This window comes from Paraburkholderia sp. J94 (assembly GCF_905220285.1).
Taxonomy (GTDB): Bacteria; Pseudomonadota; Gammaproteobacteria; order Burkholderiales; family Burkholderiaceae; genus Paraburkholderia; species Paraburkholderia tropica_A.
Genome location: NZ_CAJMZH010000017.1, coordinates 68,727 through 91,593, shown reverse-complemented (window position 1 = coordinate 91,593; position 22,867 = coordinate 68,727). Strand labels below are relative to the sequence as shown.

Sequence of the window (22,867 nt, the reverse complement as noted above, 5' to 3'; positions counted from 1 at the left end):
TATTTATTCTATTCTGATGCCGTGTTTGTTCTGCGTTAATCCAGCTGTGTGATTCCCCGCGACATTTGACGATTTTTGCCATTTTCGCCATGGATCGCTGATTAGCATGATGTTGTTTCGTCATATTAATCAGAAATCCGAATCATGAATCAACGCTACAGACTGGTATGGAGCCGCGCGCGCGGCATGCTGGTGGCCGTGGAGGAAACGGCAACATCCTGCGGCAAGCACAGCGGTGAAGCGGCTGTAGCGGCGATTGTCCTGTTGCTCGCGCCGTTGATGGCGCACGCGCAGATCGTGCCATCCGGCGCGCACGCGCCGAACGTCATCAATACGGCGAACGGATTGCCGCAGGTGAACGTCAATCGTCCGGGTGGCGCGGGCGTGTCGATGAACACGTATAGCCAGTTCGACGTGAATCAGCGCGGGGCGATTCTCAATAATTCACCGACGATAACCGGCACGCAACTCGGCGGAAAGATCAACGGCAATCCGAATTACGGGCCGGGGCAATCGGCGCGGATTATCGTCAATCAGGTCAATAGCGCGAATCCGTCGCAATTTAACGGGCCGCTCGAAGTCGCGGGTCAACGTGCCACGGTGGTGCTGGCGAATCCGTCCGGTATTTCCGTGAATGGCGGCAACTTCATCAATACTTCGCGCGCGGTATTGACGACGGGGATCCCGCAATTCGATGCCAATGGCGCGCTCACGGGCTATAACGTCACGGGCGGCAATATCACGGTGCAGGGCGCGGGCTTTAACGCGTCGAACGTGGATCAGGTGGATCTGCTGGCGCGTGCGGTGCAGGTCAATGCGGCGATCTACGCCAACAGCCTGAACGTCGTCGCGGGCGCGAACCACATCAATCACGACACGCTCGCCGCCACGCCAATTGCGGGCAATGGCGCGCCGTCCCCGGTGTCCATCGACGTGAGCCAGTTGGGCGGCATGTACGCCGGAAAGATTCTGCTCGCCTCGAATGAGCATGGGGTCGGTGTCTCGAATGCAGGCGTGATCGCGGCGCAGGCGGGTGACTTCACGCTGAACGCCGATGGGCGCGTCACGCTCGCGGGCAGGACGACCGCGAGCGGGAACGTCGTGCTCAACTCGAACACGGGGATCACGAATACCGGAACCACCTACGCGCAGGGGGCGCTTGCCGCGAATACCGCGGGCGACCTCGCGAACAGCGGCACGCTGGCCGCGCAAGGCGCGCTCGATGTGGGCGCGGGCGCGGTGAACTCGACCGGCGCGCTCGGTGCGGGCGTGAACGGCGATGGCGTCGCGAATGTGGCGGCGAATCTGAACGTCGCGTCGTCGGGGGCGCTTGTCGCGACGGGCCATAACGTCTCGGGTGGCGATGCGACGCTCGCCGGTGCGGCGGTCAATCTCGCGGGCAGCGAGACGGCCGCGAACGGCAATCTCACGCTCGCCGCCAACGCGGGCGACCTGAACCTCGCGGGCGCGACGACGAGCGCAAACGGCGCGTTGAATGCGCGTGCAACTGGCGCGCTCATCAACGACCACGGCGCGCTCGCGGGCGGCGCGGTGACGCTCGTCGCGGGCAGGCTGTCCAATCAGGGCGGCAATGTGTCGGCGCAAGGTGCGCTGAACGCCACGGCGGCGGCCGACCTGTCGAACCAGAGCGGCGTGTTCGTCTCGCAGGGCGCGATACAGGTGCGCGGCGCAGCCATCGACAATCGTCAGGGCACGATGCAAAGCGCGGCGGGCCTCACGCTGTCCGGCGCGTCGCTGGACAATACGGCGGGCCGCATCACGTCGCTGAACGGCGACGGCCTCAACCTCGGGCTGACCGGGACGTTGCTCAACGGTTTGGGCGGCGTGATCGGCGGCAACGGCAACGTGCAGATCAGCGCCTACACGTTCACGAATGCGGGCCAGGTGAGCGCGCTTCACAACGCCGTCTTGAGCGCATGGAGCCTGAGCAACGCCGGATCGATGAGCGCGGGCGATGCGTTGACCGCGACGGCGAGCGGCGCGCTTGCTAACGTGGGCGGCTCGCTCTCGGCGACGACCGTGACGGCTACGGGCGCATCCATCGACAACACGAAGGGCGCGATCGCCGGCCATGCCGTGTCGATTTCGACGCCAGGCGATCTCGTCAATCAGAGCGGCACGATCACGCAGACGGGCGCGAGTGCGCAGACCATCAGCGCGGGCGGCAAGCTCGATAACTCGAACGGCGGGCAGATCGCGTCGAACGCGACGACTCTGACCGTGACGGGCGCATCGGTGAGCAACGATGCCGGTGCGATCACGCACGCCGGCACGGGGACGCTCGCGGTGAACGCCGGCGGTCTGTCGAACGCGCGCGGCACGATCATCAGCAACGGTCAGGCCGCGGCCCGCGCGACGGCGTTCAACAACGCGGCGGGCATTGTCAGCGCACAGAGCGGCGTCACTGCAGACGTCGCGGGCGCGCTGAACAATACGGGCGGCAAGCTGCTCTCGAACACGGACCTGAGCCTCACCAGCGGCACGCTCGCGAACGACGGCGGCCAGATCGGCGCGGGCGCGAATGCGGCGATCCACACCGGTTCGATGACGAACAACGGCGGCTCGATTGTCGCGCCGAATCTCGCCATCACGACCCGCAGCACGCTCGACAACAGCGGCGGCGATATCGAGGCGAACCAGCTCGATCTCTCCGCGATCGACCTGCTGAACCACGGCGGCACGATCACGCAATACGGCGCGTCGCCGATGGGCCTGAACCTCAGCGGCACCTTCGACAACTCGTCGGGCGGCACGCTCCAGACCAACAGCGCCGATTTCTCGCTCACGCCCTGGTCGCTGAACAACAACGGCGGCTCGATTCTTCACGCGGGAACCGGCACGTTCACGATTGCGCCGGGCAACGGCACGGGCGCGATCTCGAACGCGAGCGGCAGGATCATCACGGCGGGGCAGCTGGTCGCGAAGGCGCGGAGCCTGGACAACACGTCCGGCGTGCTGGCCGCGCAGGGCTATCTCTCGGCGACGATTGCGGGCGTTCTGAACAACACGCGGGGCGTGGTGCGCGGGCTCTCGTCCGCCACGCTCACGAGCGGTGGAACATTGTGGAATGCCAACGGCCAGATCCGGTCGGGATCGGGCGCGGCGGGCGACGTCAGCACGCTTGTCGTGCAGGCCGCGTCGATCGACGACACCGAGGGCGTCATCGGCAATCTCGGCACGGGCGACACCCGCGTTCAGGGCGGCAGCGCGCTCGTCAATACCGGCGGCCAGATTACGGGGAATGGCTCGGTGGGGGTGAACGCGTCCGCCATCGTCAACAGCCAGGGCGGCCAGGTCAGCGGCGCGAATGTCAGCGTGCAAGGCGGCACGCTCGACAACACCGGCGGAGCGATCGGCACTTTCGCGGGTGCGGGCGGCGATGTCGCCGTGACCACCACGGGCGCGATCGACAACACCCGCGGCCAGATCGGCGCGACGCACGACCTCGCGGTGAGCGGCGCGACGCTCGTGGGCGGCGGCACCTACAGCGCGGCCAACGACGTCGCGATCAGCCTCCAGGGCGACTTCGCGCCCACGCCCGACGTGCAGTTCAACGCCGGCCACGACCTGAGCTTCACGCTGCCGGGGACGTTCACGAACGCCGCGCTGCTGGAAGCGGCGAATAAGCTCGGCATCGACGCAGGCGATATCGCAAACAGCGGCACGATGATGGCGGGCGGTACCGTCGTCACGCATTCGAATTCGCTGATCAACACGGGCGTCATCGTGGGCGGCAGTGTCTCGCTGAACGCGAGCAGCACGATCGCCAACATCGGCCCGACCGCGCTGATCGGCGCGACCGACAGCGACGGCACGCTCGAACTGCTCGCGAACGACATCGAGAACCGCGACGACACCACCGCGACCGACACGCAGGCCACCACCGCGATCTACGGGCTCGGCAAGGTCGTGCTGGCGGGCGGCAAGAACGCGGACGGCAGCTACGCGAACGCCGCGCTGATCCGCAATCAGTCGGCGCTGGTGGAGTCGGCGGGCGACATGGAACTGCACGCCGGTCAGGTCACGAACACGCGCACGAGCATGACGACGACGGGCCTGAACCAGCCGGTCGATCCCGCGCTGCTGGAGCAGCTTGGCATCAGCCTGTCGGGTTGCACGGCCATCGACATGAACGCGTGCTCTGCGGGTCATCCGTATGTCGGCTGGGCAAAGCAGGGTGACCCGAACGCGATTGGTGGTGCGTATATCCAGCCGCCCGGCGGCGGCCAGTGGAACAGCGGCTATCAGTACACGACCTATACGGGCGTGGCGGTGGCGAACCTGATCGCGGGCATCAGCCCGCAGGCGCAGATCGTGTCCGGGGGCAACCTCGACGCGTCGCAGGTGGGCCTGTTCCAGAACTACTGGAGCGCGGTGGCGGCCGCCGGCAATATCGCCGCGCCCGTGACGCTCGACCAGAACAGCTGGCAAGGGCAGTCCGCGCCGGGCGTGGAGGTCACGTACTCGGGCTACTACCACTACACGAACTATGACCACAGCATTGCGGACTGGACGCTGCCGTTCGGCAATGCGCCGTTCAGTGGCTCCCGTCCGGGCGGCTATACGCAGGCCGCGCCCGCCGATATCCGCGACTACGCGCTGCCTTCGTATGAATCGAGCTTCGGGGCGGGCGGCACGCTCTCCGGTTCGGGCATCAGCATCGATAACACGGCGGGCAATGCGGGCGTACCGCCGCTCGGGATCGTCGCGGGCCAGGCGCTGTCGGGTGTGAGTATCGGCGCGGTGAGCGGCAGCGCGAGCGGCGCGAAGGGCGGCACCGCTTCGGTCAAGGGCGGCCCGGTCATCGTCGATCCGGTCATTGCGAGCGCGACTGCGCTGAACGTGCTGCAAAACCTGACGATTCCCCAAGGCGGCTTGTTCCGGCCCGTGAGCACGCCTGGCGTGAACTATCTGATCGAAACGAACCCGGCCTTCACGAGCCAGAAGTCGTTCATTTCGAGCGATTACTACCTCCAGCAACTCGGATTGAATCCGCAGATCACCGAAAAGCGGCTCGGCGATGGCTTCTACGAGCAGCAACTCGTGCGTAACCAGATCACGTCGCTGACCGGCAAGGCCGTGCTCGGGCCGTACACCGATCTGCAATCGATGTACGAATCGCTGATGACGGCGGGCGCGTCGCTGTCGCAGTCGCTGAATCTGCCGCTGGGCATGAGCCTGTCGCCGGAGCAGGTGGCATCGCTGACGAGCAACGTGATCATCATGCAGACGCAGATCGTCGATGGACAGTCCGTGCTGGTGCCGGTCGTCTATCTCGCGAAGTCGAGCCAGCAGAACATGAACGGCCCGCTGATCGCGGCAACCGATATCGATCTGCGGAACGCGCAGACGTTCACGAATAGCGGCACGGTGCAGGCCACGAACGCGATGAAGATCGACGGGCAGTCGATCAACAACGCGTTCGGCACGCTGCAAAGCGGCGGGCTCATGGCGCTGACGACGAAGGGCAATGTGGATCTGACTTCAGCGACCGTGAACGCGGGCAGTCTTGCGCTCAATGCCGGCGGCAACCTCGTTCTCGATACGGCGACGAAGACGCTCAATCAGGTGAGCGCGACGGGCGCGACGCGCACCACGACGACGCTGGGCTCCATCGCGACGCTGAACGTGGCGGGCGATGCCGCGATCGTGACGGGCGGTAACGTCGAGCAGCATGGCGGCAATCTGAACGTCGGCGGCAACCTCGGCATGGCCGTGGGCGGCGACTACAACATCGGCACGGTGCAGACCGGCGAGCACAAGGTGGTCGAGCGCGCCAATGGCGTGTCGGATACGAATATCAACAGCGTGACCGGCAGTAGCGTGAAGGTGGGCGGTGTGTCGGTGATCGGCGTGGGCGGCGATCTCACGGCGAGCGGTGCGAATCTCGATCTGAAAGGCGGCGGGACGATCGCGGCGAAGGGCAATGTGACGCTTGATGCAGCGAAGGCGACTTCGACGATCGATTCGAACAGCGCGGGCAGCGATGGTCATGGCAGTTACTCGGAGTCGTTGCATCGGTCCGATGACACGCTGACTGCGACGACGCTCAACGCGGGTGACTCGCTGACCGTTGCATCGGGCAAGGATATCAACGTGACGGGCAGCGCGATCAGTCTCGACAAGGGCACCGCCACGCTCGCGGCGGTGGGCAACGTCAACATTGGCGCGGCGACCGAAACGCACGTCGACAACGAACAGGAGCAGCACAAGCACAGCAACGTCGTGAGCGGCAAGGAAGTGGCGAGTTCGAGCAACACGACCGCCACCCTGTCACAGGGCAGCATGGTTTCTGCGGACGGCGTTGTGATCAGCAGCGGCAAGGACATCAACGTCGCGGGCAGCACGATTGTGGGCACGAACGATGTTGCGCTTAGTGCCGCGCATGACGTGAACATCACGACGACGCAGGACACCATGCAGTCGTCCAGCAGCTACCAGGAAAAGCGCACGGGCCTGGGGACGAGCGGCCTGACCGTCACGGTCGGCACGAACAAGCTCGCGACCACGAACGAGGCGTCGAGCGTCACGAACAATGCGAGCACGGTCGGCTCGATCAACGGCGACCTGTCGATCCAGGCGGGAAACACGCTGCATGTGACCGGCAGTGACGTTGTGGCGGGCGGCAACGTGACGGGTATGGCGTCGAACATCATCATCGATTCCGCGACCGATACCGCGCACCAGGCGCAGTCACAAAAGACCAGCAGCAGCGGCGTGACGATTGGGCTCGCCGGTTCGGTGGGCGATGCGATCAACAACGCGTATTCCGAAAGTCAGGCAGCAAAGAATTCCACCAGCACGGGTAACGATCGTGCGGCGGCGCTACACAGTATCGCCGCCGCTGGCGATGTTGCGCTGACAGGCATGGCGGCAGCGAGCGCGGCCGGTGGCGGCAAGCCAGACATTGGTATCAAGGTCAGCATCGGTTCGAGCAAGAGCCAGAGCCAGTCGTCCGAAGATCAGACGGCGCAGCGCGGCTCCAGCGTGACGGCGGGTGGCACCGCCGCGTTCTTCGCGACGGGCGACGGTACGCCGGGTAGCGGCAACGTCACGATCGCCGGTTCGAATGTGAACGCGAACGATGTGGTGCTTGCCGCGAAGAACCAGGTCAACGTCATCAACACGACCGACACGGATTCGACGCGTAGCTCGAACAGTTCCAGCAGCGCGAGCATTGGCGTGCAGTACACGCTTGGCGGCGGCTTTGGCGTCTCCGCTGCGATGTCGAACGCGCATGGCGATGCAAACAGCGATGCGTCGATCCAGAATGCGTCGCATGTGAACGGTGCGAACAGCGTCACGGTGATATCGGGCGGCGATACGAATATCATCGGCTCGCAGGTGAACGGCAAACAGATCGCGGCCGACGTGGGAGGCAACCTGAACATCACGAGCGTTCAGGACGTGACGAACAGCGCCGCGCACCAGAGCAGTACGGGCGGCGGGTTCACCATCAGCCAGGGCGGCGGCAGCGCGAGCTTCAGCGCGCAGAACGGCCATGCCGATGCGAACTATGCGGGCGTGAACGAACAGGCGGGGATCAATGCGGGCGAAGGCGGATTCAACGTCAACGTCAAGGGCAACACCGGCCTGACTGGCGGCGTGATATCGAGCACGGCGGACGAGTCGAAGAACAGCCTGACGACCGGCACGCTCACTTTCAGCGACATCCAGAACCAGTCGCACTACAGCGCAAACAGCAACGGCATCAGTGCAGGTGTGGGCGTCGGCCCGAACACAGGCAAGGCGGTCGGCCCGGGCTCGGTGAGCGGCTCGGGCGGGGTGACGCCGATGATTTCGCAGAACGATAGCGGTGATAGCAGCGCGACCACGCGCAGCGCGATCAGTGTTGGCACGATCAACCTTACGGATGACGCGCATCAGACGCAGGATGTGGCGAGCCTGAGCCGCGACACGGCGAACACGAACGGCACGGTTGCAAAGACGCCGGACGTGAACAACATCTTGAACCAGCAGGCCGACATGATGCAGGCCGCGCAGGCGGCGGGGCAGGTGGTGGCGCAGGGGATTGGCGCGTATGCGGACAAGAAGCGGGACGATGCGGCGGCGGCCTACGATGCTGCGCAGAAACGTGGCGACAGCGAAGGCATGGCGGCAGCGGCGGCCGACTACAACAACTGGAAGGAAGGCGGCGATTCGCGCGCCGAACTGCACGTTGCGGGCGGCGCGCTGATTGGCGGGCTCGGTGGCGGTAGCGCATTCAGCACGATTGGCGGCGCGGCCGGCGCGGGACTGGCGTCGAAGATGGCCGGCTCATTGAACGATCTCTCGAAGGGTGTAGCGTCAGCGACAGGGTCGGACCTGATCGGCAATCTTGCCGCGAACATTGCCGCGGGCGTAGGCGGCGCTGTGGTCGGCGGTACGGCGGGCGCGGCGATGGCGTCGAATGTGCACCTGTATAACCAGTCGATGGATGATGAAAGACAGTTGACGGGCGACACGGGAAGGAAGTCGCCGTCGCTGTTCGATCTGGCGATGCAAGGCATTGCGAATGGACTGGGTGCGATCGTAGGTATGGGCGGCGGTGGTCCGCCCGCTGCTAGTCCGGGTGCGGTGCTGGTGGATTCGGCGGTGGGACACGCAGCGGGTGCCGGGATATCATCTGGAAGTTCGGTGGCGGGGTATGGGCCGGGTAATGCGATCTTTAACAGCGGTGGCGATGGTCAGTCCTCCGCGAACAACGGTAACGTTAACGATCTTGAAAGCGCGGCAAACCAACCATTCAAGGATGGACAGGCGATAACAAATGCTGGTCGCGCCGTGACTAAACATCCTGAATACTTCGGCTTCGACTCTACACAAGATTTAAGGCAAGCCTATCGAAGTGACGCGCAATTGAATGAGCTTGCGGCGAATGCGGTGCAAGATATCCTGCAAAATGGCACAAAGACCACAGGTGCTGGGGGCAGATATCCGGATGGCTGGGTTACGTACACGCTTCCTGATGGTCGGGCAGCTAGCTGGACAACTTCAGGCGAGTTCATCGGGTTTAGAGGGTTACAGAAATGAGTTACGGTTTAGTCTTCGAGAAAGTTGGTGACATCAACAGTTTGTATCCGTACATCTGCGTTTATATGGATGGGGAAAGCAATCCATTTATGGAAATAGGTGTCACCGAGAAAAAGCAGCTTGCTTTTACTTTTTATGTAAGTGGTAATAATGTTGCGCTGTCCGTCGAGCAATGGGATGAGATTGCGATGCGTGGCCGAGAGTTCTTGCCGAAGGCGATAGCTGACGAAGAAGCGTCTATGTAGTCACAAACAATCAACCCGGCCGCAGCCGGGCATGTGAATGGCGCGAACAGCGTCACGGGGCGTCTCCGGCGGCGATACGAACATCATCGCTGTCCGCTGCTGCGAGAGCGTGGGACAAGCATGCTGGCCTTCCCAATGGCACCTTTGAGCCACTTACGGGCTCCATTGCCGATAAAAATGCCGCCGCAAACGAGTTTGTGAATCAGGATCTTAAACGATCCGTCTACAACTCAGACGAGCCTCTCACGCGGTGGCGTTGAATTCCGTTTGCCAAATGGGCGGGGAGTAAGATTTAATGCCGATGGCTTGTTCTCTGGATTCTTGGATCCAGGGAAATAAGGTGAATAGAGTGGCTGGATTTAGTATCGACTTCGTTAGCGATATGGAGCGCGAGCACCTTATCGCAGAGATAAGCTTCAACGGTCAGCGGCTCTGTGGTTTAGATAAAGAGCATGGGAATGAGAAGATGGAAATCGAATTCCTGGCTGATCTGTATGTTTTGCCTGAGAGTGTAAGAATGAAGTTCAGTCTTGCAGAGTTTCTGAAAATTATCGAGATTGCGCGGTCCGACTTGGAAAAGTGTGCATAGAGATATAAAAAAACTAACAAACCCGCGGCATCCAGGGTTGTTGTAAGGGAGATGGTGATCCACGCGCCAAACTGCGTGCTGATTCGGCACGGTTGCAAAGACGCCGGACGTGAACAACATCCTGAACCAGCAGGCCGACACGATGGCGGCGGCGCAGGCTGCGGGGCAGGTGGTATCGCAGGGAATCGACGCGTATGCGGACAAGAAACGTGATGACGCAGCAGCGGCCTACGATGCTGCGCAGAAACGTGGCGACAGCGAAGGCATGGCGGCAGCGGCGACCGACTACAACAACTGGCGCGAAGGTGGCGATGCGCGAGCGGGCCTGCATGTAGCGGGCGGTGCGCTGATCGGTGGGCTCGGTGGCGGTAGCGCATTCGGAGCCATTGGCGGCACGGCGGGCGACTATCCTCGAAGCTGGCTGACCAGATGAAGGCGTTCAGCGACTCGGTATCGGGCGCGACGGGTTCCTCGCTGATTGGCAACCTGGCCGGGAATATTGCTTCGGGTCTTGCGGGCGCGGCAGTTGGGGGTACGGCGGGTGCGGGCGTGTCGGCAGCGATGGCGAAACAACTCGACGATATCTATAAGGGAGTGGGATCAGCGACAGGTTCCGAACTGCTCGGCAATCTGGCTGCGAATGTTGTGGCAGGTGTCGGCGGCGCGCTGGTCGGAGGCGGAGCGGGCGCAGCCACGGCATCGAACGTCGAGCTCTATAACCAGGCCATGCACCGGAAGAAGAACGATCTGGTTGCGCAGGTGTGTCCGGCAACCGGGCAGTGCAACGAAACGGTTCTGAATGCGGCGATTCAGGTGCAGGGGGACAACGCACAACTTGCACTTGGGGCAATGTCTCCAGACTATGTGTCGATCCAAGGCAACATCTATATCGCTTCAGGCGGCGTAGTAGTTAACCTGCACAACGGCGATACATTTGGAAGTTGGGCGCTTGGTAAGCCCATCCCCACGTATTCGTTGAAGCCCGGGCTTTCCGTGACGTTCGTGAGTATTCTTGGTGGAGGCGGCGCAGAAGGTATTAGCTCGTACTTGGCCGGTGGCGGTGCTAATGCGTCAACGTTCGTACCTGTTCCTGGCTTTCCTGCCATTGGTGCAGGCGGTGGGGTCAGTCATGCGTATGGTGGACAAACCTCCATTGAGTATGGTCTTAGCTTCCCGCCGGGTACCGCAGTGAATCCCATTAGTTATGAGTTTGACATGAAAAGTAGAGGGCCGATATGGCTGGACCATCGTTTAAACCGGGCCAATACGAGAAGTTGAGTAAAGGTCAAAAGACAATCTACTGGGTTGCCATCGTTATTGGATTTACTCTGATTGCCGGCATCTGGATTTATAAACTCGTTCTGGCACATTGAAACAATAAACTCAGCCTTGCGCCGGGTATGTTGTTTGCAGTGCTATTCAGGCGTGCGTGATGACGGCCTGGTATCAGCGGCGGCGATACGAACATCGTCGGGTCGCAGGTGAACGGCGGCAAGGTGGTCGCGGATGTGGGCGGGAATCTGAATGTCGCGAGTGTGCAGGATGTGACCAATAGCGCGGCGCACCAGAGCAGCGTGGGCGGTGGCTTCACGATCAGCCAGGGAGGCGGCAGCGCGAGCTTTAGTGCGCAAAACGGTCATGCCGACGGCAGCTATGCGGGTGTGAACGAGCAGGCCGGGATTAATGCGCGTGACGGTGGTTTCGATATCAATGTGAAGGGGGATACGGCGCTCACGGGTGCGGTGATTTCCAGCACGGCGGATGCGTCGAAGAATAGCTTGACGACCGGGACGCTTACGTTTGACGATATCGAAAACCACTCGCACTACGCTGCGAACAGCAATGGCGGCAGCATAGGAGCAGGCGTTGGCGCGACAGGCAAGTCGGCCGGGCCGGGCTCGGTGAGCAATGCGGGCGACGTGCCGCCGATGATTTCGCAGCACGAAAGCGGCGATAGCAGCGTGATCAGTGCTGTCCCGATCAACATTACGAATGGCGCGCACCCGACTCAGGACGTAGCGATCCTGAGCCGCGGCACGACGAACACGAACGGCAACTTAACACTGAAAGACGTGAATGCCGGCGACCGCCAATCGATCCTTCCCCACCCCTCCCACAGACCCACCCGTCACGCAAAAAAAACGAAACCATTGAAATGAGATGCGGCGATACTGCAATCGAATCGGCGTGGAATGAATTATCACGGCGATTCGCGGCAATCAATATCCGCAGCTAACCACCACAATCCGAAGCGCAACAAAAAGTCGCAGAACCCGAACCAACCCCAAACAGGATTTCACCTCAATCAATAAGTAATCCAAATAAAAAAGGCGTGATTTCCCACACCCAATCAACGAAATGAAGATTCGAAACAGGCTGGCGGCGTTGCCGCTCACGGCCCTTGTCACGCTCGCGCCCAACGCACCGGCGCAGAGCCAGGGGGGCATCGAAACCGAACAGATGCAGCAACAGCGTCTCAACGCGCAACAACGCGAGGCCGCCGTGCAGGCGCCCGCTGTGCGCTCGACCGTACCGCATGCGCAGGGATACCCCGATCTGCCGCAGGAAACCCCCTGTTTCCGCATCGACACCTTCACGCTCGACGTGCCGCCCACATTGCCCGCGTCGATACAAAAGCAGGGCGCTTCCGCATTACCGCAAGATCCGTTCGCGTTTGGGCACGAATGGCTCGCCCACTACCAGGGGCAATGCATCGGCAAGGCCGGGCTGGACGTCCTCGTGAAAGGCCTGCAACAGCTGATCCTCTCGCGCGGCTACATCACCACACGCGTGCTGATGCCCGAGCAGGATCTGACCTCGGGCGTCATGAAATTCGCACTCGTCCCGGGCGTCGTGCGTCAGGTGCGCCTGGCCGATCCCGCCCTGTGGGGCACATGGAAAACCGCATTTCCCACCGACAGCGGCGACCTGCTGAATCTGCGCGATCTGGAGCAGGGTCTCGAGCAGATGAAGCGCGTCGCGAGCCAGGACGCCGACATGCAGATCGAGCCGACGGACACCCCCGGCGAGAGCGACGTCGTCGTGACCGTCAGGCGCAGGAAGCCATGGACCTTCGTCGCTTCGGTGGACAACTCGGGCACCGATGCCACCGGCAAGTGGCAGGGCAGTGTCAGCCTCGGCATCGATAATCCGCTGGGCCTGAACGACATCTTCAACGTGGGCGCGAATCAGGATCTCTCGTTCGGCAACAAATCGCTCGGCTCGCATGGTTTCAACGGTTCGTATTCGATCCCGTGGGGCTACTGGACTGCCACGCTCTCGGGCAACACGAACACCTACTACCAGAACATCGCGGGCGTGAACCAGACGTTCGTATCGAGCGGCAATTCGCAGACGGCGGCGCTGCGCCTCGCACGCGTGATCTCGCGCGGCCAGAGCAATGTGCTGGGCGGCTACGTGCAGCTATCGAAGCGTTTCGGCGACAGCTTCATCGACGATACGACCATCCCCACGCAGGCGCGCAACAACACGTTCCTCGAACTCGGCGCGACCGACCGTCACTATTTTGGCGCGGCGCAGTTCGACGGCACGCTCGCGTACCGTCAAGGCATCGGCGGACTTGGCGCAACGCCGGACCCGTATTCAGACGGTCCCACTTACCGCTTCCACATGGCCGTGCTCGACGCGAATCTCTCGGTGCCGTTCGCGATCGGCTCGCAGCGCTTCGCCTACGTGGGAACCGTCCACGGCCAGTTCACGAACGACGCGCTGTTCTATATCGACGACCTGACGATCGGCAGTCGCTACACGGTGCGTGGCTTCGATGGCGAGACGATGCTCGCCGCCGAGCGCGGTTTTTACTGGCGCAACGAACTGCAATGGCCCGTGTTTCAGACGGGGCAGACGCTCTACGCGGGGATCGACTACGGCCACGTCTACGGCCCCGGCACGGCGTATCTCGCGGGCACGCAACTCGCGGGCGCGGTGATCGGCTTGCGGGGCGGCATCCCGGCGAAATACGCGGGCTTCAGCTACGACGTCTTCGCCGGCACGCCGATCTATAAACCCGAGGGCTTCCCGAGCGCGCGCTGGACGCTCGGCATGCAGTTGACGGCGCAGTTCTGAAGCGCCCCCTCGACAAGTGGCTTGTAAAAACAACACGCCGTCGCGCTGGCGCCGAAAATATTGCAAGTCACGTGTCCCGTCCCGGTGCTTTCGTCCGCCGAAGCCCTGCCAGCAAGCCGCCGGACATCGTGTCATAGTGTGGTCCGCATCAAACCTGCCACACGACCATGTCCGAAACCTACTTCTACGACCCCGCCGCGGGCCACGGCCTGCCGCACGATCCGTTCAAGGCGATCGTCGCGCCGCGTCTGATCGGCTGGATCTCGAGCCAATCGTCCGAGGGCGTGCTCAACCTCGCGCCCTACAGTTTCTTCGGCGCGTTCTCCTCGTTCCCGTCGATCATCGGATTCAGCAGTGAGGGTCGCAAGGACAGCATCGCCAATATCGAGGCAACCGGCGAGTTCGTCTGGAATCTCGCTTCGCGCCCGCTGGCCGAGCAGATGAACCGCAGCTCCGCGCCCGTTTCCGCCGATGTCGACGAGTTCGCGCTCTCGGGTCTCACGCCCGCGCCGGGCCGCAACGTGGCGGTGCCGCACGTCGCCGAAGCGCCGGCAGCGCTCGAATGCAAACTTTTGCAGGTCATTCGCCTGCACACGCTCGACGGCACGCCGATGGACAACTGGCTCGCGCTCGGCCAGGTGGTCGGCGTGCACATCCAGCAGCGCTTCCTGAAGGACGGCCTGTTCGACACGCACGCCGCGCAACCGATCATGCGCGCGGGCTATCGCGCCGACTACGCGCAGATTGGCGAAATGTTCCAGATGTATCGGCCCAAGGCCTGAGCGCGTTGCCGGACCGCCGGACCGCCGGATCGCCGGGCCGCCGGGCCGCCGGACCGCCGCACAGGCACCGGCCGCCGTGCCGTCCGAACGCGCGAGCCGTCGCGCATTGCCCCGGCCGCCGCCCGCATCGATAATGGCCGCACCGTCCAACGCGCGGCGCGCGGGAGGCCAGCCATGCAAACACCGACCGGATCGGTCGTCGCACTGAGTTCGGCGGCGTCGACGATGTTCTCGATCGGCATCGTCTTCCTCGGTTATTGGGGCCTGCACGAGCCGTCGCCGTGGCGCGTCGCCGACCGCGTGGTCGTCGTGATCGCGCTGGCGGGCTTCGCCTGTCTCGCGAGCGTGCCGTGGCTCGCCACCTCGCCCGCGCGCCCCGGCGACGAAACGCGCTTTCTGCTCGCCCGCCGCGTCTTTCTCGCGGGCGCGCTGGCGGTCTGGATGGCCATCGCGCTCTCGCTGATCCTCTGAGCGCGCCGCGCGCGCACCGTCGCGCCGCCCGGGGTCGCAGGCCCGATGAAAGCCGCGTCCGGCAGTTTTGGTACGATGCACGCTTTGCCAGCCGACCCCGAAGCCCCGCGTGAAGCGTTCCGTGCCGTTCATCCGCGATCTCGTCGCGAAGTTGTCCTCCCGTCTCCAGCCCGTCCTGGCGAGCGCCTGCGCTTTCGCGCGTCCGCGGCTCGCGCGCGGCCTGCATCATCTGCGTCATCCGACGCGGCGCGGCGTGCTGATCGCCGTCGGCGCGCTGCCGGCGGCCCTGCTGCTCTACGTGATCGTGCTGATTCCGTTCACGCCGAGCATCGGCGACATCCGCAAGGCGCGCGTCGACCGGCCCGCGCAGATTCTCTCGGCGGACGGCAAGGTGCTCGCCGAATTCAAGCCGTCGAACCGCGAATGGGTGCCGCTCGCGCAGATCTCGCCGCACATGGTCGACGCGCTGATCTCGACCGAGGATCACCGCTTCTACGAACACCACGGCATCGACTTCAAGCGCACGGCGGGCGCGGCGCTGCACACGTTTTCGGGCGACCGCCAGGGCGGCTCGACCATCACGCAGCAGCTCGCGCGCAATCTCTATCCCGACGAAATCGGCCGCGCGCCGACGCTCACGCGCAAGATCAAGGAAGCGATCACGGCCTTCAAGATCGAGGCCGTCTACAGCAAGCCGCAGATTCTCGAGACCTATCTGAACACGGTGCCGTTCCTGTACAACGCGTTCGGCATCGAGATGGCGGCGCGCACGTACTTCGGCGTCTCGGCGGATCGGCTCACGATCCTGCAGGCCGCGACGCTCACCGGCATGCTCAAGGGCAACGCCTACTACAACCCGGTGATCAATCCCGAGCGCGCGCTCGCGCGCCGCAACACCGTGCTCGGCCAGATGGTGAAGTACGGCAAGCTCACGCCCGCGCAGTTCGCGACGCTCTCGAAGCAGCCGCTGCGCCTCGACTTCGAGCGTCAGACCGAGCCGCCCGGACCCGCGCCGCACTTCGCGCAGCAACTGCGCAAATGGCTGATCGCGTGGGCCGACCGCAACGACTACAACATCTATTCCGATGGTCTCGTCGTGCACACGACGATCGATTCGCGTCTCCAGTCGATGGCGACGGCCGCGCTCAAGCAGCACGCGAACCAGCTGCAAGGCATCGCGAACGGCGCGTGGAGCGGACGTAACGGCTGCTCGGCGGGCAACGATCTGTTCAAGACCTTCATGCGCGAAACGCCCGACTACAAGAGCGCGCGCGACGCCGGCGCCAACGACGACGACGCGCTCAAGCAGCTCGCGGCCAACCGCACGTTCATGCGCACGCTCTGCAAGGACAAGACCGAGGTGCAGGCCGGTTTCGTCGCGATCGATCCGCGCGACGGCCAGATCAAGGCGTGGGTGGGCAGCCGCGACTTCCAGGACGAGCCGTTCGATCACGTGCAGCAGGCGCGCCGTCAGCCGGGCTCGACGTTCAAGGCTTTCGTGTACGGCGCGGCCTTCGCGAACGGCGCGAAGCCGACCGACACGATCCTCGACCAGGCCGTGGAAATGCCGCTCGAAGGCGGCGAGATCTGGCGTCCGAACGACGAGGTGCCGCCCAGCAACAAGCCGATGACGCTGCGCGACGCGCTCGCGTACTCGCGCAACCGCATCACCGCGCAGGTGATGCTGGCGGTCGGCCCCGAGAAGGTCGCGCGTCTCGCGCGCGCGATGGGCGTGCGCGACAGCCAGCTCAACGCGGTGCCGTCGCTCGCGCTCGGCACGAGCCCGGTCACGCTCAAGGAAATGGTCTCGGCGTACAGCACCATCGCGAACGACGGCGAGTATCTGGAGCCGCGCATGGTCACGAGCATCGAGGACAGCAAGGGCGAGGTGCTCGCGCAGTTCGGCAGCGCCTCGCCCGAGCGCGCGTTGTCGGCGTCGGCGGACCGCACGCTGCTCGACACGATGCGCGACGTCGTGAATCGCGGCACGGGTTCGAGCATCCGCACGCGCTTCGGCATTCGCGCCGACGTCGCGGGCAAGACCGGCACCACGCAGGACAACGCGGACGGCTGGTTCATCCTGATGGACCCGCAACTGGTGGCGGGCGCGTGGGTCGGTTTCGACGATGGCCGCGTGACGCTCAACAGCGACTACTGGGGCCAGGGCGCGCGCAGTGCGCTGCCGATCGTCGGCGACTTTTATCAGCGCGCGTTCCGCTCGCGCATCATCGATCCGCGCGCGCGCTTCGATACCGAAGTCACGCCAGGCGCGTTCGAGCAGTTCCGCGACAAGCTCAAGGCGTGGATGGACACGCTGTTCGCGTCGAAGGAGAAGGCCGAGGCGCCGCGCCCGAGTACGCCGATCAAGCGTGCGCCCGAGACCGCGCCGGAGCCCGCCGAAGTGCCGCCGTCGAGCGGCGTGGCGGCGGCTTCGTCGGCGTCCGCGGTCGCGCCGGCCTCGGCAGCGGCGGCATCGGATGCGGCGCGCGCGGCGGCGATTCTCAACGGCACCGCGCCGCAAACGCCGACGTCGTCGAACGAGCCGCCGATCGTCGGGCCGTCGGGCGCGTCGCAGCAATTGCCGCCTTATCCGCCGCAAGAGCCTTCGCTCGCGCCGACGCCCACGCCCGACGATTCCGATTCGAGCGGCGGCGCGCCCGCGCAATACACGCCGCCGCAGAGCAATTGACGATTTGACGACGCGGTTTGCGCCGCGCGTCCGCACACGATGAGGCGGACGCGCGGTGCGCGTCGAACCCGGCTTCGGTCGATTTTCAGCCGATTTTCAGCCGATTTTCAGCCGATTTTCAGCAGATTCGCGGCAGCATTTCGCCGTGCAGCCAGTCGACCAGACGCTCGCCGCCGAACGAAGTCGTCAGGCGGACGAAGCGATGCGCATCTTCGACCACCTTGCCGATGCGTGCCGCGTCGCGGCCCAGCGGATGCGCGCGCATGACCGCTAGCAGCGCGTCGGCGTCTTCGTCGGCGCAAACCGCGATCAGCTTGCCTTCGTTCGCGATATAGAGTGGATCGAGCCCGTAGAACTCGCACGCGGCCCGCACGGGCGCGCGCAGCGGCAGCGCGGTTTCGTCGAGCCGCATGCCCACGCCCGACTGCGCGCAGATTTCGTTGAGCGTGTTGCCGAGGCCGCCGCGCGTGGGATCGCGCATCAGCCGCAGCGACGGACACGCCGCGAGCATCGCCGCCGTCAGCCCGTTGAGCGCCGCGCAATCGGAGACGATGCCGCTGTCGAAGCCCAGATTCTCGCGCTGCGACAGCACCGCGAGCCCATGTTCGGCCAGCATGCCGGACACCAGCACGGCGTCGCCCGGACGCGCCTGCGCGCCGTCGAGCCGCACGCCGTCCGGCACCACGCCCACGCCCGCCGTGGTGATGAACACGCCGTCGGCCTTGCCCCGCTCGACCACTTTGGTGTCGCCCGCCACGATGCGCACGTTCGCGGCGCGCGCGGCGTGCGCCATCGACGCCACCACGCGCGCGAGATCGGCGAGCGCGAGCCCTTCTTCGAGGATGAACCCGGCGGTCAGATAGAGCGGCGTGGCACCGCCCACAGCGAGATCGTTGACGGTGCCGTTCACGGCGAGCGTGCCGATGTCGCCGCCCGGAAAGAACAGCGGCGCGACCACGTGGCTGTCGGTGGTGAGTGCGAGGCGGCCCGTGGGCATCGGCACGATCGCCTGGTCGTTGCCTTGCGCGAGCCACTCGTTGGCGAACGCGGGCGCGAACAGCTCGGCGACGAGTTGCGCGCTCGCGCGTCCGCCCGCGCCATGCGTGAGGTCGATGCGGCCGCGCTTGAGGTCGAGCGCGCGGCCGAACGGCGTTTGATGAGAAGCGTTGAGTGCGGACGTCATGCGGATCTCGCTGCGTCCAGCCGGCTGAAAGCGCGGCCGGAGGAAAGGGCGGGCGCGACGAAGCGGCCGTACTGATAATGCGCGGCGCACGCGCCTTCGCTCGACACCATGCAGGCGCCGAACGGCGTGGCGGGCGTGCAGACGGTGGCGAACAGCTTGCAGTCGCTCGGCTTCGCGCAGCCGCGCAGGATCGAGCCGCACTGGCAGGTCTTGACGTCGGCGGCGACGCGCGGCGTGAGCGCGTAGCGGCGTTCCGCGTCCCAGCGCGCGAACTCGGGGCGAATCGCGAGCGCGCTCTGCGGCACCGCGCCGAGGCCGCGCCATTCGAAACTGTCGCGCTGCTCGAACGCCGCATGCACGAGCGCCTGCGCGCGTGTGTTGCCCGCTTCGCTCACGGCGCGCGTGAACTGGTTTTCGGTGTCGGCGCGGCACTCGTTGATCTGCTCGACCAGCATCAGCACCGCCTGCAGCACGTCGAGCGGCTCGAATCCGGCGATCACGACGGGTTTGACGAAATCGCGCGAAATGGCGCGATAGGGCGCGACGCCGATCACCGTGCTCACGTGCGACGGCCCGATGAAACCGTCGAGCCGCGCGCTCTGGTCGGCGTCCTCGGCCAGCAGATGGCGCATGGCGGCGGGCGTCAGCACGTGGTTGCAGAAGACGCTGAAGTTGTCGAGCGCCGCGTCGCGCGCCTGCGCGAGCGCGAGCGCCGTGGGCGGCGTGGTGGTCTCGAAGCCGATGCCGAAGAACACCACCTCGCGCTGCGGCTGCGCCTTCGCGAGCGCCAATGCTTCGGATACCGAATAAACGACGCGCACATCGGCACCCGCCGCGCGCGCCTTGTAGAGACTCATCTGCTTCGAGCCCGGCACGCGCAAGGTGTCGCCGTAAGTGCAGAGCGTGACGCCGTGCGTGAGCGCGAGTTCGATCGCGCTGTCGACGCGGCCGACCGGCAGCACGCAGACCGGGCAGCCCGGGCCGTGAATCAGCTCGATTTGCGGCGGCAGCAGCGCGGTGAGCCCATAGCGTGCGATGGCGTGGGTGTGGCCGCCGCAAAACTCCATGAGCCGATAGCGGCGGCGGCGCTCGACGGCGCGATGGATGCGCGCTGCCATGCCGCGCGCGAGTTCGCTGTCGCGGAAGTCGTCGACGTATTTCATGACGGGGCTCCCGTGTCGGGCGTGCGCGCCAGTTCGGCGAGTTGGGCGAGCGTGGCTTCGGCGGCGGCGCGGTCGAGCTTGCCGATCGCGAAACCCACGTGCAGGAGGACGAAATCGCCGGGCACGACGTCGTCGACGAGCGCGAGCGAGATCTCGCGCGTGACGCCATCGACGCTCGCTCGCGCGCGCTGTTCCGGCAGGAGTTCGATGACCTCGACGGGCATCGCAAGACACATGATGCGGATTCCTTATGATGTCGCCCGCGTGAAGGATGCGGGCGACGAGAGTTGCTGAATGACGGCCCACGCCTGGCCGTAGCTGATTGCGTCGTCGCCGCTGGGCAGCGTACGCGCGGTGAGTACAGTGAGCTTCGATGCGCGCAGCGCGTCGGCGAGCGCGAGCATCAGCACGCGGTTCGCGCAGCAACCGCCGCCGAGCGCGACCACGTTCAGATCCTGCGCGCGCGCCGCCTGCGCGATCCACGCGCCGAGCGCATGGCCGAGCGTGGCGTGCCAGACGCTCGCGATGGTCGCGGCATCGTGCTGCGCGGCGAGCCAGCGCGCGAGCGGCAGGAGATCGAGATCGCCGCCGTCGATGCGCCAGCCTTGCGCGAGCGGCGCGCACGGACGCGCCAGCGCTTCAAGGCGAAGCGCGGCTTCGCCGCTATAGCTCTGTTCCGGGCACACGCCCGCGAGTCCGGCGATGGCGTCGAACCAGCGGCCGAGGCTCGTGGTCGGCGGGCAGTTGAAGCCGCTGGCGAGTTGCGCGCGCAGACGCGCGGCCACGACGGCGTCCATGCCGGGCGGCGCGTGCGTCACGGGCGAATCGAGCCGATGCAGCAGCGCGAGCGCCATGCGCGCGGGCGAACGCGCCGCGAGATCGCCGCCGGGCAGCGCGAGCGGCGTGAGATGGCCGAGGCGCGTCGCACGGCCTTGCTCGACGCGCAGCAGTTCGCCGCCCCAGGCCGTGCCGTCGTCGCCGTAACCGAAGCCGTCGAGCGCCACGCCGAGCGCCGCGTCCGCGTGACCCTGCTCGGCCAGCACAGCGGCGATATGCGCGTGATGATGCTGGACCGGCACGACGGGCACGTTCCAGCGCGCGGCCAGCGTGTGGGCGAGGCGCGTCGAGTAGAGGTCGGGCTGGAGATCGCAGGCGAGCGCGGCGGGCTGCACGCCGCAGGCTTCGATCAGCCGGTGCGCGGCGTCGTCGAGCGCGGCGCAGGCGGCGGCGCTCGTGAGGTCGCCGAGCCAGGGCGAGACGAACGCGCGCGCGCCGTGCGTGAGTGTGACGGTGCTTTTCAGATGCGCGCCCAGCGCGAGCACGGACGGCCCCGCGTGCGGCAGCGCGAGCGCTCGCGGCGCGTAGCCGCGCGCGCGCCGCAACGGCATCGGCGCGTGCGTGGCGCCGGCGGCGAGCAGCACGCTGTCGTCGCAGCGCGCGACGATCGCGCGGTCGTGAAAGAGCAGCGCGTCGGCGATACCGGCGAGCGCGTCGCACGCGTGCGCGGGATCGGTTTCGAGCGGCTCGCCGGAGACGTTCGCGCTGGTGGCGATCAGCAGCGCGCCGTGGCTCGCGTGAAGCCACGCGTCGCCGGTCGGGCGGCCTAGCGCTTCGTGGAACAGCAGATAGTGCAGCGGCGTGCACGGCAGCATGACGCCGAGTTGCGCGAGGCCGGGCGCGACGCCGATCAGTGCGCCGCCATCGGCGCGCGAGGCGACGACGGCGGGCCGCGCCAACGATTCGAGCAGCGCGCGCGTGGCATCGTCGCAATCGATCCAGCGCGCCGCCGAAGCGGCGTTGAGCGCGAGCAGCGCGAACGGCTTCGTGGGTCGCCGCTTGCGCTCGCGCAGGCGCGCGACGACGTCGGGACGCGTCGCGTCGCAGATCAGCTGGAAGCCGCCGAGTCCTTCGACGGCGACGATCCCGCCGCGCGCGATCGCTTCCCACGCGGCAGAGAGGGGATCGGTGTGCGCGACGCGCGCGATCGGCTCACTGCCCAGCGTCGCTTCGAAACGCAGGCGCGGCCCGCACGCCGGGCACGCGATCAGTTCGGCGTGAAAGCGGCGGTTCGCGGGATCGGCGTAGTCGGCGGCGCAGGCGGCGCACGGCGCGAACGGCGCCATGCTCGTGTTCGCGCGGTCGAACGGCAGCTTGCGCGTGACGGTGTAGCGCGGGCCGCAATCGCAGCAGCTGTTCAGCGCGTAGCGATGGCGGCGGTCGCCCGCGTCGAAGATCTCCGCGAGACAGGCGGGGCAGATCGCGCTGTCGATGGCCATTTCGCCATCGTGCGCGTGTGCTTCGCCGCTTTCGGCGATGCGAAAGCCACGATTCCCGGCGACCTCGCGTGGCATCGCCGATTCTTCATGTATCGCGTCGATACGCGCGAGCGGCGGCGCTTCCTGCGTGAGCGCCGCGCGAAACGCGAGCAGCGCCGTGCGCGTGCCCTGCACGTCGATCTGCACGGTGCTCGCGACGTTGCGCACCTCGCCCGCCAGGCCGAAGCGATGCGCGAGCCGCCAGACGAACGGCCTGAACCCGACGCCTTGCACGATCCCGCTCACGCGCAGCTTTTCTCGCTCCATCGCCGTCATGTCCTCGCTTCGCG

At 65.5% G+C, this 22,867-nt stretch carries 11 protein-coding genes and 2 pseudogenes; 9 read left to right on the top strand and 4 right to left on the bottom strand.

Features of this window, described 5'->3' with window-relative positions; all coding sequences use genetic code 11:
* The first annotated feature begins 144 nt into the window (after positions 1-144).
* From U4Y88_RS30350 to U4Y88_RS30310, 9 genes and pseudogenes are all read left to right on the top strand, one after another.
* Positions 145-9,054, top strand: coding sequence for a hemagglutinin repeat-containing protein (locus U4Y88_RS30350; RefSeq protein ID WP_321788470.1), 8,910 nt, complete (start codon positions 145-147; stop codon positions 9,052-9,054).
* Positions 9,051-9,299 (top strand): hypothetical protein, encoded by a 249-nt coding sequence (locus U4Y88_RS30345; protein WP_321788469.1) that lies wholly within the window; start codon positions 9,051-9,053, stop codon positions 9,297-9,299. Before U4Y88_RS30350 ends, U4Y88_RS30345 begins: the two co-directional genes overlap by 4 nt.
* Before the next feature lie 674 nt (positions 9,300-9,973).
* Positions 9,974-10,291: pseudogene (locus U4Y88_RS30340) on the top strand (hypothetical protein); the annotation flags it as partial.
* A 26-nt stretch (positions 10,292-10,317) separates the two neighbouring features.
* Positions 10,318-11,166 (top strand): polymorphic toxin type 22 domain-containing protein, encoded by an 849-nt coding sequence (locus U4Y88_RS30335; RefSeq protein WP_321788465.1) that lies wholly within the window; start codon positions 10,318-10,320, stop codon positions 11,164-11,166.
* A gap of 167 nt (positions 11,167-11,333) precedes the next feature.
* A pseudogene (locus U4Y88_RS30330) lies at positions 11,334-11,951 on the top strand (hemagglutinin repeat-containing protein); the annotation flags it as partial.
* A gap of 295 nt (positions 11,952-12,246) precedes the next feature.
* A complete protein-coding gene (locus U4Y88_RS30325; protein WP_321788463.1) occupies positions 12,247-13,974 on the top strand; it encodes a ShlB/FhaC/HecB family hemolysin secretion/activation protein in 1,728 nt (575 codons plus the stop codon).
* Between the two features lie 167 nt (positions 13,975-14,141).
* Entirely contained in the window at positions 14,142-14,756 is a 615-nt protein-coding gene (locus U4Y88_RS30320; RefSeq protein ID WP_224018016.1) for a flavin reductase family protein, read from the top strand.
* A gap of 174 nt (positions 14,757-14,930) precedes the next feature.
* The gene (locus U4Y88_RS30315; protein ID WP_321788461.1) at positions 14,931-15,227 is read left to right on the top strand and encodes a hypothetical protein; all 297 of its coding nucleotides are present in this window, start codon (positions 14,931-14,933) and stop codon (positions 15,225-15,227) included.
* Between the two features lie 109 nt (positions 15,228-15,336).
* A complete protein-coding gene (locus tag U4Y88_RS30310) occupies positions 15,337-17,916 on the top strand; it encodes a transglycosylase domain-containing protein (protein ID WP_415774520.1) in 2,580 nt (859 codons plus the stop codon).
* Positions 17,917-18,034: 118 nt separating this feature from the next.
* Here the strand turns inward: U4Y88_RS30310 and hypE are convergent, their stop codons facing one another.
* The 4 genes from hypE to hypF are packed head-to-tail and all read right to left on the bottom strand — an operon-like array spanning position 18,035 to position 22,844.
* On the bottom strand, positions 18,035-19,099 hold the full coding sequence (gene hypE, locus U4Y88_RS30305) for a hydrogenase expression/formation protein HypE (protein ID WP_321788460.1): 1,065 nt from the start codon (positions 19,097-19,099) through the stop codon (positions 18,035-18,037).
* Positions 19,096-20,262 carry a hydrogenase formation protein HypD gene (gene hypD / locus U4Y88_RS30300; RefSeq protein WP_321788458.1) on the bottom strand — a complete coding sequence of 389 codons (1,167 nt, stop codon included), beginning with the start codon at positions 20,260-20,262 and terminating at the stop codon, positions 19,096-19,098. The genes hypE and hypD overlap by 4 nt, the downstream gene beginning before the upstream one ends.
* Positions 20,259-20,498 (bottom strand): HypC/HybG/HupF family hydrogenase formation chaperone, encoded by a 240-nt coding sequence (locus U4Y88_RS30295; protein ID WP_224018009.1) that lies wholly within the window; start codon positions 20,496-20,498, stop codon positions 20,259-20,261. Before U4Y88_RS30295 ends, hypD begins: the two co-directional genes overlap by 4 nt.
* Positions 20,499-20,510: 12 nt before the next feature.
* Positions 20,511-22,844: a carbamoyltransferase HypF gene (gene hypF / locus U4Y88_RS30290; protein ID WP_321788456.1), complete on the bottom strand. Its 2,334-nt coding sequence runs from the start codon at positions 22,842-22,844 to the stop codon at positions 20,511-20,513.
* Between the last annotated feature and the right edge of the window lie 23 nt (positions 22,845-22,867).

Coding starts and splice junctions, on each gene's coding strand:
- U4Y88_RS30350 (WP_321788470.1), top strand. CDS start 145: ATGAATCAACGCTACAGACTGGTATGGAGCCGCGCGCGCGGCATGCTG.
- U4Y88_RS30345 (WP_321788469.1), top strand. CDS start 9,051: ATGAGTTACGGTTTAGTCTTCGAGAAAGTTGGTGACATCAACAGTTTG.
- U4Y88_RS30335 (WP_321788465.1), top strand. CDS start 10,318: ATGAAGGCGTTCAGCGACTCGGTATCGGGCGCGACGGGTTCCTCGCTG.
- U4Y88_RS30325 (WP_321788463.1), top strand. CDS start 12,247: ATGAAGATTCGAAACAGGCTGGCGGCGTTGCCGCTCACGGCCCTTGTC.
- U4Y88_RS30320 (WP_224018016.1), top strand. CDS start 14,142: ATGTCCGAAACCTACTTCTACGACCCCGCCGCGGGCCACGGCCTGCCG.
- U4Y88_RS30315 (WP_321788461.1), top strand. CDS start 14,931: ATGCAAACACCGACCGGATCGGTCGTCGCACTGAGTTCGGCGGCGTCG.
- hypE (WP_321788460.1), bottom strand. CDS start 19,099: ATGACGTCCGCACTCAACGCTTCTCATCAAACGCCGTTCGGCCGCGCG.
- hypD (WP_321788458.1), bottom strand. CDS start 20,262: ATGAAATACGTCGACGACTTCCGCGACAGCGAACTCGCGCGCGGCATG.
- U4Y88_RS30295 (WP_224018009.1), bottom strand. CDS start 20,498: ATGTGTCTTGCGATGCCCGTCGAGGTCATCGAACTCCTGCCGGAACAG.
- hypF (WP_321788456.1), bottom strand. CDS start 22,844: ATGGAGCGAGAAAAGCTGCGCGTGAGCGGGATCGTGCAAGGCGTCGGG.